The organism is Lichenihabitans psoromatis (assembly GCF_004323635.1).
GTDB classification, from domain to species: Bacteria; Pseudomonadota; Alphaproteobacteria; order Rhizobiales; family Beijerinckiaceae; genus Lichenihabitans; species Lichenihabitans psoromatis.
Genome location: NZ_CP036515.1, coordinates 3,909,486 through 3,922,384 on the forward strand (window position 1 = coordinate 3,909,486; position 12,899 = coordinate 3,922,384).

At 62.4% G+C, this 12,899-nt stretch carries 12 protein-coding genes; 2 read left to right on the top strand and 10 right to left on the bottom strand.

The annotated features are described in order from the left end of the window. Positions 1-66 precede the first annotated feature (66 nt). The 10 genes from dxr to EY713_RS18300 all read right to left on the bottom strand — a co-directional run bounded on the left by dxr (position 67) and on the right by EY713_RS18300 (position 10,035). The gene (gene dxr / locus EY713_RS18255) at positions 67-1,263 is read right to left on the bottom strand and encodes a 1-deoxy-D-xylulose-5-phosphate reductoisomerase (RefSeq protein ID WP_245572779.1); all 1,197 of its coding nucleotides are present in this window, start codon (positions 1,261-1,263) and stop codon (positions 67-69) included. A gap of 22 nt (positions 1,264-1,285) precedes the next feature. Continuing rightward, a complete protein-coding gene (locus EY713_RS18260; protein WP_245572780.1) occupies positions 1,286-2,077 on the bottom strand; it encodes a phosphatidate cytidylyltransferase in 792 nt (263 codons plus the stop codon). Between the two features lie 80 nt (positions 2,078-2,157). Then, a complete protein-coding gene (locus EY713_RS18265) occupies positions 2,158-2,970 on the bottom strand; it encodes an isoprenyl transferase (protein WP_131117717.1) in 813 nt (270 codons plus the stop codon). 145 nt (positions 2,971-3,115) lie between these two features. Then, positions 3,116-3,676 (bottom strand): ribosome recycling factor, encoded by a 561-nt coding sequence (frr, locus tag EY713_RS18270; protein WP_131117720.1) that lies wholly within the window; start codon positions 3,674-3,676, stop codon positions 3,116-3,118. A 146-nt stretch (positions 3,677-3,822) separates the two neighbouring features. After that, complete coding sequence (pyrH, locus tag EY713_RS18275; RefSeq protein ID WP_131193807.1) at positions 3,823-4,551, bottom strand: UMP kinase; 729 nt, start codon at positions 4,549-4,551, stop codon at positions 3,823-3,825. Between the two features lie 221 nt (positions 4,552-4,772). Next, positions 4,773-5,690, bottom strand: coding sequence for a translation elongation factor Ts (gene tsf / locus EY713_RS18280; protein ID WP_131117727.1), 918 nt, complete (start codon positions 5,688-5,690; stop codon positions 4,773-4,775). Between the two features lie 136 nt (positions 5,691-5,826). Further along, complete coding sequence (locus tag EY713_RS18285; protein WP_131117730.1) at positions 5,827-6,870, bottom strand: 30S ribosomal protein S2; 1,044 nt, start codon at positions 6,868-6,870, stop codon at positions 5,827-5,829. A 188-nt stretch (positions 6,871-7,058) separates the two neighbouring features. Continuing rightward, on the bottom strand, positions 7,059-7,931 hold the full coding sequence (locus EY713_RS18290) for an oxidoreductase (protein WP_131117734.1): 873 nt from the start codon (positions 7,929-7,931) through the stop codon (positions 7,059-7,061). A 16-nt stretch (positions 7,932-7,947) separates the two neighbouring features. Beyond that, positions 7,948-8,934: an aldo/keto reductase gene (locus EY713_RS18295; RefSeq protein ID WP_131117737.1), complete on the bottom strand. Its 987-nt coding sequence runs from the start codon at positions 8,932-8,934 to the stop codon at positions 7,948-7,950. Between the two features lie 15 nt (positions 8,935-8,949). Then, on the bottom strand, positions 8,950-10,035 hold the full coding sequence (locus tag EY713_RS18300) for a DUF2332 domain-containing protein (protein WP_165491184.1): 1,086 nt from the start codon (positions 10,033-10,035) through the stop codon (positions 8,950-8,952). A 189-nt stretch (positions 10,036-10,224) separates the two neighbouring features. On the opposite strand from EY713_RS18300, the gene EY713_RS18305 reads away from it, so the two are divergent. Beyond that, positions 10,225-11,730, top strand: coding sequence for a replicative DNA helicase (locus tag EY713_RS18305; RefSeq protein WP_131117743.1), 1,506 nt, complete (start codon positions 10,225-10,227; stop codon positions 11,728-11,730). After that, complete coding sequence (gene alr, locus EY713_RS18310) at positions 11,727-12,881, top strand: alanine racemase (protein WP_131117746.1); 1,155 nt, start codon at positions 11,727-11,729, stop codon at positions 12,879-12,881. The genes EY713_RS18305 and alr overlap by 4 nt, the downstream gene beginning before the upstream one ends. Positions 12,882-12,899: the final 18 nt, after the last annotated feature.

Genomic DNA, 12,899 nt, shown 5'->3' on the forward strand with positions numbered 1-12,899 from the left:
TGGCGTCGAGCGCGAGCCAACGCCAGGATTGTTGGCTTACGCCTTCATAATGTCCCTCGGGACGCCTTAATCCAAGAGCGCCGCGGCGGTTTCTCGCGCTTGCCGATCGATCGCGAGCGCATCGGCAACACTCGCCGGGAGGTAAGACCACCCTTCGGCAATGGATCGATCGCAGACCCGTTCGACCAAACCCGCCATCGCGCCGAAATTGAGCTGCCCCTCGAGAAAAGCCGCCACGACGATTTCGTTCGCGGCATTGAGCACGGTCGGCAATCCGCCCCCTGCCTTCAGAGCATCCATGGCGAGGCGAAGCGCCGGGAACCGATCGAGATCCGGCTTTTCGAACGTCATCGAGCCCAATGCCGCAAGATCGAGCTTGCGAGCGCCACTTTCGGAGCGGTGCGGAAAACCGAGACAATGCGCGATCGGCACACGCATGTCGGGCAATGCCATCCCGGCATTGACCGAGCCATCCGCGAACGACACCAAGCCGTGAACGACCGATTGCGGATGTACGACGACATCGAGCCGCTCGGCCTCGATCCCGAACAGGTGAAAGGCCTCGATCAATTCGAGCCCCTTGTTCATCAGGCTCGCCGAGTCGATCGTGACCTTGGGTCCCATCGCCCAATTCGGGTGAGCCAACGCCTCCTTGACGGTCGCGGCCGCGATCCGCGCGGCATCCCAGGTCCGGAAGGGTCCGCCCGAAGCCGTCAGGGTCATGGTCTCGACGCTGGAGATCGGCGCGCCGCCAAGAGCCTGGAAAATCGCATTATGCTCGCTGTCGAGCGGCAGCACCGTCGCGCCGGAGGCCGCAACGGTTTGCATGACGGGATAGCCCGCGCAAACCAGCGTCTCCTTGTTGGCTAGCGCGACAGTCCGGCCGGCCGCGAGGGCCGCATAGGTCGGCATCACGCCGACCGTGCCTGCAATGGCCGCGATCACAAGGTCGCTTGGCCGCAACGCCGCTTCGACGACCGCATCCGGGCCAGCCGCCGCTTCGATTCCACTCGAGCCGAGCGCATCTTTCAGGGCGCCATAGGCGGATGGATCGGCGATCGCAACAAACGAAGTTTTGAGTTCGATCGCCATCCGGGCGAGCGCATCGGCGTCCCGTCCGCCAGCGATTGCCGCGACGTGGAAACGGGACGGGTCGAGTGCCAGCACCTGGGCCGTGGAGCGGCCGATTGATCCTGTCGCGCCAAGAATGACGAGCGAACGCGGCGACGAATGAGACCGCGTTTGATGACGAGCTTGGCTCAAGGCCGTCTCCTCCGAAAATTTTCTACCACGTGAACAATCCTGCACCCGCCGCATCGATCCCGAGCCGCGCGATTCCGAGACAGGCAGCAAACACCGCAGCAGCCACAAACCCGTCGAGTCGATCCATGACGCCGCCATGACCGGGGATGAGGTGGCTGGCATCCTTGACGCCGTAGCGCCGCTTCATCGCGGATTCGAAAAGGTCACCGGCCTGCGCGACGCCCGCAGCCGCGAGGCCGATGAGCAGAAGAGGCACAATCTGCCTCGGCGAGGGCGCGACCGCGAGGCCCGCCACCGTCCCACATAGGATGCCGATGAAAAACCCCGACCAGGTTTTCGATGGAGACAAACGCGGCCAGAGCTTTGGGCCGCCAAACCGCCGGCCGCCGAAATAGGCCATGATGTCGGTTCCCCAGACGACGGCGAACAACCAGATGATGGCAACAAACCCATCGGGTTCCGACGTTCGCAGAACGATCACCGAAGCCAGCAACGCAGACGCATAGACAAGGCCCGTCGCCGCTGCGAGCCGCAGCCCCGCGGGCGCAACCGCAGAAACGCCGAGAAGGCCTGCCACGACAAGGCAGACCGCAACCCCGTCATGACCAGCCGAGGCGGCAGCGAGGGCGGCCGTCAAAGCGATGACACCGACGATGAGCCGGCGGATCGCCGAGGTCTCGTCGATCATGTGCTGCCATTCCCATAGAATCGCACAGGAAGCGGCGAGCCAGAAAAGCGAAAACCAGGCTCCGCCGGCAATCGCGGTTCCAAGCGCCAGGATCGCCATCACCAGCGCCGACAAAACCCGCGGCATCAGGTCGGTCCAACGCCGGGACAGGCCCGACCCCGTTGACGTCTCGACCAGTCCCCGTTTCGACGGCCCAATGGGCTCGATCATAGGGCCGACTTCAACTTTTCGGCCGCATGCTCGGCCACCGTGACGCCGCCGAAACGGCGTTCGCGCATCTGATAAGTTGTCAAAGCCTGATCGAAAGCACCCCGGTCAAAATCAGGCCAATGGATCGGCAAAAAGACGAATTCGGCGTAAGCCGCCTGCCACAAGAGGAAATTGGAGAGGCGCTGTTCACCCGACGTGCGGATGATGAGATCGGGGTCAGGAATGCCGGCCGTATCGAGGTGAGCCTCGATCAACTCATCCGTTACGGCATCGGCCGCGACCTCACCCGAGGCAACCTGAACGGCGATGCGGCGCACCGCGGCGGCAATCTCCTGGCGGCTCCCGTAATTGAACGCCACGACGAGGGTCATCCGGTTATTATCACGGGTGAGGTCTTCGGCTTCATTCAGAAGAGCGTGGATGTCGGGCTGCAACGTATCGCGAATGCCGATGACGCGAACCTTGACGCCGCTTTTGTGAAGATCGGCCAAGTCGTTGCGAATGAACCGCTTCAACAAACCCATGAGGTCCGAGACTTCTTCGACCGGACGCGCCCAGTTCTCGGACGAAAAACTATAGACGGTCAGATAGGCGATGCCGAGATCGATGGCGGAGCGGACTGTGCGGCGAAGGGCTTCGACCCCGCGCCGGTGCCCTTCGAGACGCGGCAGACCGCGCGCAACGGCCCACCGGCCATTGCCATCCATGATGATCCCGACATGGACCGGCACGAGCGAGCGCGAGCCTGAGCCCTCGACAAACCCCTGCCCCTCGTTCCGACCCTCCTTGGTGTTGCCGCGTTCTTCCATGATGGTTCCGGCCGACCTCTTTGCCGAGGGTGGCGCTTCCCGCTAGAGCATGTTGACCTTGTACCCGAGCCGCTTTCGATGCCTAAAAAGCGGGCGAGGCACGCGCTTTTCGAGACAAGAGCCGGTCGGTCAGAAACCCGACATTCTAGATTTGCATGATCTCTTTTTCTTTGGCGGCCAAAGCTTGGTCGACCTCGACGATCGATTGATCAGTCACCTTCTGGACCTCCGTCTCCAGACGCTTCTCATCGTCCTCGGTGATGGCCTTGTCCTTCAGAAGCTTCTTGATCTGATCGATCCCGTCGCGACGAACGTGACGAACAGAGACACGCGCATCTTCGCTATATTTATGCGCGACCTTCACCATCTCGCGTCGACGCTGCTCGTTCAGCTCGGGAATGCGGATGCGAAGCACCTGCCCCTCGATGACCGGGCTGAGACCGAGATTGGCGTCTCGGATCGCCTTGTCGACGGCATTGACCATCCCCTTGTCCCACACCTGCACCGAAATGCTGCGTGCCTCGGGAATGCTGATGGTCGCCACTTGGTTCAGCGGCATGGATTGACCATAAGCCTGAACCTGAACCGGCTCGACCAAGCTGGCGCTCGCGCGCCCGGTCCGCAATCCACTGAGTTCGTGTTTGAACCCCTGGACCGTGCTTTGCATGCGGCGCTTGAGATCGCCCACATCGAATTCTGCACTCACGCTCGACACCTATCGTCTGATCTTGGCCGCGTCATCGGATGCCTGTTCCGGCGGTCCGGCTGTGACACGACCTTCTTCATCCATCGCATTCATCTTTGGCATGTCCAACCCTGCCATCGCAACAGGCGGATAGACCTTCGCTCGACTCAGGGCGAGACGAGCGTGAACCGCCCCTTGCCCTGCAGGGCTGATCGGATCGCGCCGTGATCGACGATCGAAAACACCACGATCGGAATCCGGTTTTCTCGCGCCAGCGCGAAAGCCGCCGTATCCATGACGGCGAGATTTTGTGAAATCGCCTGATCGTGCGTCAGATGTTCGTACCGGGTCGCAGACGGATCGATTTTTGGATCCGCCGAATAGACGCCATCGACCAACGTCGCCTTCATGACGGCATCGCTCGACAATTCTGCGGCCCGAAGCACCGCACCCGTATCGGTCGTGAAAAAGGGATTGCCGGTCCCCCCTGCCAAGACGCAGATGCGGCGCTTGGCCAGGTGATGCAGCGTGGCCTGCCGGGAATAGGGTTGACAAACGGAGGGCATCGGCACGGCCGATAGCGCTCGCGCGGCATGGCCTTCGGCTTCGATCGCGGCCTCGATCGCCAGCGCATTCATGACGGTCGCGAGCATACCAATAGAATCCGCTCGGGCCCGCTCGATGCCCTTGTCGGCCCCTTGCATACCGCGAAAGAAGTTTCCGCCACCGACCACTACGGCGATCTCGACGCCGAGCGACACGGCACTCACGAGGTCGGCCGCGATACGCGCAACAGTCGGAGCATTGAGCCCGAATGGGTCGGGGCCGGTCAGCGCTTCCCCAGAAAGCTTGATGACGACACGTCGATACAAGGCGGGGTGTTCGTCGCTCATCATCGCCTCATAAGATGCCTCGGCCGCGACGGTCGAGACCGAAGCAACCTGAATTATAGAACCAAACGATTGCGATCTTGCGAACAAAGCTGCTCGCAATGGATGCTCGCGTTCAAGGCAACCAGCGAGGCGGAGGCGCCGCTGTGTCGGATTATGATTTTACGACGAGCTGTAAGGCCGTCCGGGAAAACCGGCACGACCCCACGCCGCGGCGTAACATTGTCTTAGACCATGCTGGCGACTTCGGACGCGAAGTCCGGAGCGTTCGGCTTGTCAATGCCTTCGCCAAGGGCGAAGCGCAGGAACCCCTTCACGACGATGGGCGCGCCGACTTGCTTCTCGGCATCCTTGGCGGCCTGTGCAACCGTCTTGGTGTTGTCGTGCACGAAAGGCTGATCGAGCAGGCTCACTTCCTTATAGTAGCTCTTGAGGCCACTCTCGACGATCTTTTCCAGAACGTTGGCCGGCTTACCCGCATTCTTGTCCATCAAGAGTGCTTTTTCGCGCGTCACGATCGCAGGATCGAGGCTCGATCCATCGAGCGCGAGCGGGCTGGATGCGGCGACATGCATGGCGATCTGACGGCCGAGCGTGCCGAGTGCGGCAGCGTCACCGGTCGACTCCAGCGCGACGAGAACGCCGATCTTGCCGAGACCTTCGGTAATCACGTTATGGACGTAATGTGCGATCACGCCGTGCGAGACCTCTAGGCCAGCGACCCGACGGAGCGTCATGTTCTCGCCGATCGTCGCGATCGCATTCGAGATGGCCTCCGACACAGTGCCGCCGCTCGGATAAGCCGCAGACTGAAGCGCCTCGGCGTCAGAGCCCTGATGAGCGAGAGCCACGTCGGCGATGCCGCGCACGAGCCTCTGGAAGTCCTCGTTGCGCGCGACGAAATCGGTCTCGGAATTGACTTCGACCAGCACGCCTTTGGTGCCCTGAATCGCGATGGCGACCAAACCTTCGGCGGCAATGCGGCCGGACTTTTTGGCGGCTTTCGACAAGCCCTTCTTACGCAGCCAATCGACGGCCCCTTCGATGTCGCCCTGAACCTCGTTCAACGCGTTCTTGCAATCCATCATGCCGGCGCCGGTCTTCTCGCGAAGTTCCTTCACCATCGCGGCGGTGATATTGGCCATGGTCGTTATCCCCAGATGATCGGCCGATGCGCTTGAGGACGTCGTCAGATCGACGCCTACGCACCCCTGTCCAAAAAAGTGCAAGGCCCAAAGGGCCTTGCTGTCGTCTCGCCTTCAAGCTCGCGTCGTGGAAGCGTCAGGCGCTCGCCATCAGTTCCCGCGCCTGCTGAACCCAACCGTCACGCTCGATACGGCCGGCAAGCTTCAGATCGTGATCGAGCTTGGTGATGTCTTCCGGCTTCATGGCAGCAAGCTGCCAATAGTGGAACACGCCAGCATCGTTCAGCTTCTGAACGACTTGCGGCCCAACGCCGTGCAGCTTGGACATATCGTCCGGAGCACCACGCGGCGCGGTCAGCAACTCGAACGGCTGCATCAGCTGGTCGTCTTCGATCGGAGAGGCCTCAGCCGCGACCTCGGATGTTTCGGCGACCGGAAGCTCCTCTTCGGCCGGCGCTTCCATCTCGCCGATATCGACGCCCAGCGAACCCTGGCTGCGCGAAATGCCGTCAATCGCAGCACGCGAGATCAGGTCGCAATACAGCGAGATCGCGCGGGCCGCATCGTCGTTACCCGGGATCGGGAACGTGATGCCGTCGGGATCGCAATTGGTATCGACGATCGCGGCCACCGGAATACCAAGTCGATTGGCTTCCTTAATGGCGAGCTGCTCCTTGTTGGTATCGATCACGAAGATCAGATCCGGAACGCCGCCCATGTCCTTGATGCCGCCAAGAGCCTTCTCGAGCTTGTCGCGCTCACGCGACATCATCAGCCGCTCCTTCTTGGTCAAGCCGCTTGCGCCGGCCTGGAGCAGCTCTTCGACCTTGCGGAGACGCTGGATCGATGCCGAGATTGTCTTCCAGTTGGTCAGCATACCGCCGAGCCAACGAGCGTTAATGTAATATTGTGCCGAACGCTTCGCCGCATCGGCGATCGGCTCTGCGGCCTGGCGCTTGGTACCGACAAACAGCACGCGACCACCGCGCGAGACCGTATCGGACACGGCCTGCAGGGCGCGATGGAACAGCGGCACTGTCTGGGCGAGATCGATAATGTGAATGTTGTTGCGGGTGCCGAAGATATACTGCTGCATCTTCGGGTTCCAGCGATGCGACTGGTGACCGAAATGCGCTCCAGCTTCAAGAAGCGAACGCATGGTATAATCGGGAAGTGCCATGTTGACCTAGATCTCCGGTTGAACCTCCGCGGGCATGCAGGCTACCCTATGAGAGGGAAGCCACCGGAACGGTCCTTGAAACAGGATCGTTTTTCGCCCGCGTGTGGGATGGGGCGGTGTATAGACATGCAAAAGCGCCGGCGCAAGAGCATAACGCTATACGCCGGCTTGCTCGTTGAAGGTCTCGACTAGAACTTGGAGGCAGACGGGTCGGCACCATCAGGATAATCGGCGCCGAGCGTTACCGACTCCCATGTGTCAAAGTCAGCCTTCAAGGTCTCAAGCTTCTTCCGGGCGAGGTCCAGCGCCGGCTTGCCGAGCAGAAGATGGCGCGGCGGCTTATCGGCCATGACGGCCGTGATCATTGCCTCGGCGGCCCGGAGCGGATCGCCGACCTGCTTGCCGTCGCGCGCGAACGTCTGCTTGCGTCGCTCGCCCGCCGTGCCGGCATAATCGTCGATGACGGTCTTCGATTGACCGATCGAACGCCCGGCGAAATCGGTCCGAAAAGGACCGGGCTCGACCAGGATCACATGGATGCCAAGCGGCTCGACTTCGACCGCGAGCGACTCGGACAGACCTTCGACCGCATATTTGGTCGCGTGATAATAGCCGGTCGCCGCAAAGCTCACGAGGCCGCCGATCGACGACAGATTGACGATCGCGCCACTGCGGCGTGCTCGCATGCCGGGCAGCACCGCTTTCGTCATCTCGACCAGCCCGAACACGTTCGTGTCGAACATCTCACGAACCGGCGCGTCCTCGCCTTCCTCGATCGCAGCGAGGTAGCCGTAGCCCGCATTATTGACGAGGACGTCGATCGTGCCGAACCGATCCTCGGCTTGTTTCACCGCAGCCTTGATCTGGTCGGGCTTGGTCACATCCAGCGCTAAGGCGAGCGCGCGATCGCTGTGCCCCTCGATAATATCGGCGACCTTGGCCGGATCACGCGCCGTCACGACGGCATTCCAACCGCGTTCGAGCACCTTGGCGGCGAGATCCCGGCCGAAGCCGGTCGAACAGCCGGTGATGAACCAAACTGGCGTCTTTGTATCTGACATGGGTTATCCGATCGTCTTAGCGGTTGATCAAGGCCATATGGGTCGCGCCATAACGCGGCCCGGAAACCTTTTCGGGCGCGAGCGCGCGGTCGATTTCTGCCATCTCCGCTTCGGTCAGCACGATCTCGGCGGCGGCGACATTTTCTTCGAGATAGGCCCGGCGCTTGGTTCCTGGAATCGGCACGATGTCCGATCCTTTCCCGAGTAACCAGGCGAGGCCCACCTGCCCCGGCTTGGCGCCAAGTCGTGACGCGATCGTCCGCACGATATCCGCAGCCCGCATGTTGGCGTCGAAATTGTCACCTTGAAAACGCGGATCCATCCGGCGGTAGTCACCCTCCGGGTAATCGTCAGCGCGCTTCGCGGTGCCGGTCAGGAACCCGCGACCGAGAGGCGAGAAGGGAACGAGGCCGATGTCGAGCCGACGCAAAAGCGGAATGATCTCCGGCTCGAGGTTACGCTCCCAGAGTGAATATTCGCTCTGCAGGGCCGAGACCGGATGCACCTTATGGGCGCGCTCGATGGTGTCGACACCCGCTTCGGAGAGGCCGAAAAACCTGACCTTACCGGCCTGAACGAGATCGGCGACAGCGCCGGCCACGTCCTCGATCGGCACGGCTGGATCGACGCGGTGCTGGTAGAACAGATCAATATGGTCGGTCCGCAGCCGCTTTAGCGAGGCGTCGGCGACTTCGCGGATATGCTCTGGCCGGCTATTCGCGCCCGCCACACCGCCGCCATCGATCGCGAAGCCGAATTTTGTCGCGATGGTGACGTGATCGCGTTTTCCTTCAAGAGCGCGACCAAGCAGATCCTCGTTGGTGAAAGGACCGTAGACCTCCGCCGTATCGAGGAACGTGCAGCCGAGGTCGATGGCGCGGTGGAGCGTGGCGATCGATTCGGTTTCGTCGGCCGGGCCATAGGATTGGCTCATCCCCATGCAACCTAGGCCGAGTTCGGAAACCGTCAGCCCCTGCGAGCCGAGTTTTCGTGTCTTGAGCATTTGGTGCCTATCTATTCAGTGCCACCGACCAGCCGTGCAGGGGGTCGTTGGGAGCCAGACGATCGACCGCACATGTGCATCAGCAGTTGCGAGACGACGTTCGGCGGCGTCGGGCCATACCTTTAAACGCAACTCCGGCCCTTTTGTCTCAGGCGCGGTTTCAAATCGAAGCCACGCCAACGGAGCATCGGCCGTCGCTACTGCTCCGACCCGATCGAGATGATCGGCGATGCGGCGTCGATCGGCATCGCCGAAATACTGAAATGCGATCGAATGCAGCAAGACGCGCGTCACGCCTGATTGCAGTGCGCCGAGCGGAAGCACGGTCTCGATCCACTCGGCTGCACTCGCGCGATCAACGCGGGGCACGCTCCCGGTCGCGATCATCAGCGCCTTGCCGATACGATCGAGCCGTTCGTGCTGATCCGGCCAGACGAAGGTCAGCAATCGCTCTCGCGCCGCCGGATCGCCGAGATCGACCGGAGCGAGATCGCAACCTTGCCGCGCCACGATCCTGACGTCCGCATCCGGCGGAGGATCGCCCGACCAACGCGGCTCAAGTTTGAGGCTCGAGCTGGGATCGCCGGTCTCGAGCGTCCCAAGCCGATGCGCGTAACGATCGAGATTGAGGTTCAGGCCGGCGCTCGCACCAAGCTCGAACAGCGCCATGGGCTGCGGCCAGCGCGCCGCGATCGTCAGCAAGCCCGCCATCAAGATTGAAGAGCGAGCCACCTCATTGGTTTGCGGCGGATGGCTCAACCAAGCCGACAGATCATCACCCTTCCGCTGCAACGCGTCGTCAACCGCTGCCCATAGTCGATCGGGTGTCGGGAGCGGATTGGGCGGGTAAAGGCTCGCCAAGGCGGGCATCTCTCCCGCCCGCACAAGCGCATTGAGCCCCGCCGCGAGACGCAGCGGCAGCACGTCGTGGCGCGAATCAGGGTTACCGTCCCAATCGAGAATGCGGTCGGCGAGGCGCAAACCCGACCGGAGCCTCTCAGCCAGGACATCGCACAGAAGCGCCGTGAAGGGAGAGCCAAGCGCGCCGCAATGGCGGGCTTGGTCTCGAAAAGCCTCGCGGACGATCTCGGCTCGATCCATCTGATTGTTCCTTGTGGACATGTGTGGACAGTGGGGACAACCAATGAGTTTACGCCGCGTGCCACAGGCGGCGGACGAGAGGTCGCATCGGCGCGGCATCGCTGTGCATCGCGCCGCGAAAACGGTAATCCTCTTTCGACGTGGAATCACGCTTGAGGCGAACGATCCCGAAGGGACACAATCATTTCCATGGCGATCGTCGAATCATTTCAGCGCCGCGGCGACTATGGCGCCGGGCCTTCAGCATCCACCGACACCTACCGCATTCCGCCCCATAACGTTGAGGCGGAACAGGCCTTGCTGGGCGCGATCTTGGTCAACAACGACGCCTTCGATCGCGTCTCGGACTTTCTGCAGGCGGTGCATTTTTCCGAGGAGATCCACCGCCGCATCTTCGAGGTTATGGCGGCCCTGATCCGGGCCGGTAAGATCGCGACGCCGGTGACGCTGAAGACCTTCCTGGGTGAGCATGATCTCGGCGGCATCACGGTGCCGCAATATCTTGCGCGGCTTGCGGCTGAAGCCACCACCATCATCAATGCGGCGGATTACGGCCGCACGATCCACGATCTCGCGACGCGGCGGAACCTCATCACGATCGGCGAGGAGGTCGTCAACGTCGCTTACGACGCCCCGGTCGACCTATCGCCCCGGGCACAAATCGAGGAAGCCGAGCGCCGCCTTTACGAAATCGCCGAAACCGGTCGCTACGACGGCGGCTTTCAGAGCTTCTCCACCGCCCTGACGCATGCGATCGACGTCGCGGCCAAGGCCTACGAGCGGGACGGAAAGCTCTCCGGCATTTCGACCGGCATGCACGATCTCGACCGACAACTCGGTGGGCTGCAGCAATCGGATCTCGTGATCGTGGCGGGTCGGCCCGGCATGGGCAAGACGGCGCTCGCGACCAATATCGCGTTCAATATCGCCAAGGCCTACCAGTTCGAGGTGAAGCCCGACGGCACCCATGCGGCCACCAATGGCGGCGTGATTGGCTTCTTCAGCCTCGAAATGTCGTCGGAACAGCTGGCGACCCGCATCATCGCCGAACAATCTGGCGTCGCATCCTACAAGATCCGACGCGGCGACATTACAGACGAGGACTTCCACAACATCACGGATGCGGCTCGGCAGATCCAGACCATCCCGTTCTACATCGATCACACGGGTGGCATCTCGATCGCGCAATTGACCGCTCGGGCGCGTCGCCTGAAACGGCAGCGGGGTCTCGACGTCCTCGTGGTCGACTACCTGCAATTGCTGTCGGGCTCGAAAAACGCCAATGCCAATCGGGTGCAGGAACTGACCGAGATCACGACGGGTCTCAAAGCGCTCGCCAAGGAACTTGCCGTGCCGGTCGTTGCGCTCTCGCAGCTGTCGCGTCAGGTCGAATCGCGCGACGACAAGCGGCCGCAACTCTCCGACTTGCGCGAATCCGGGTCGATCGAGCAGGACGCCGACGTCGTCATGTTCGTCTATCGCGAGGAATATTACCTCAAGAACAAGCAGCCGCGCGAAGATACGGTGGAGTTCACGACCTGGCTCACCGACATGGAGCAGGCCCATGGAATAGCCGAGGTCATCATCGGTAAACAACGCCACGGGCCGACCGGAACGGTCGTATTGCAATTCGACGCGGAAGTGACGCGGTTTTCCGATCGCGTGCGCGACGACCATCTTCCGGTGCAGATGTGAGCGTCCCGCCCGACGGCCAAGCCGTTCTGACGATCGATCTCGATGCGCTCGCCGGCAATTGGCGCATTCTCGCGGGCCGCGCTGCGCCGGCCGAATGCGGCGCCGTCGTGAAGGCCGATGCCTACGGGATCGGCATCGAGCGAGCTGTCGCGGCCCTCGCTCGCGCCGGCTGCCGCACCTTCTTCACGGCGCATGTGTCGGAAGGCGCCAGGGCGCGGGCAAGCCTGCGTCAGGCCGGCTTCGGCGATGCGACCGCACGCGTCTTCATTCTCAACGGGTTCCATCCCACCGCCGTCGCGACCGACTTGTTCCACGGCGCGAGCCTCAGCCCGGTGATCGGTTCGGCCGCCGAACTCGACGCCTTCGTGGCCGCACGGCGGCAGGGTCGGCCGCTTCGGTGCGCCCTTCATGTCGATACGGGGATGAACCGCCTCGGGTTTGATCCGGACGAGGCCCTGGGGCTCGATCAGGACCGACTGGCTGCTGCGGGGATCGACGTTGTGATGAGCCACTTCGTCAGCGCGGAAGAGCCCGACAATCCGGTCAATGCCAAGCAGATCGAGCGCTTCGACCAGCTCCGCCAGGGCCTTCTGCAATCCTATCCAGCCTCGCTGGCCAACTCATCCGGCCTCTTTCTCGAGTCGCGGCCGATCTATGCCCTCGCTCGGCCAGGGTATGCGCTCTATGGCGGCAACCCGACACCAGGGCGACCCAATCCGATGCAGCCGGTCGTGTCGCTTTCGGCGAAGATTTTGCAAACACGCTGGATCGAGGCGGGCGAACCGGTCGGATATAATGGCCGCTGGATCGCGCCGCGCCGCACGCGGGCCGCCACGATCGGGCTCGGCTATGCGGACGGTTTCCCGCGCAACGCCATGACGATCGGGCATGGGGACGGCCCTACGGCCCTGGTCGGCGGCAGGCCCTGCCGTCTCATCGGCCGCGTGTCGATGGATCTCAGCATCGTCGACGTCACCGACGCTCCCGAGGGCAACGCCGAAGCCGGGTGCATGATCGAGCTGCTTGGGCAGACCATCACGGTCGACGACCTCGGTACGCAGACGGGAACGATCGGCTACGAGATACTGACCAATCTCGGGCGACGCTATCAGCGCGTCTATCGGGAAGCCGGGATCGACGCCATATCCTGAGGCCACAGCCTCTTTGGA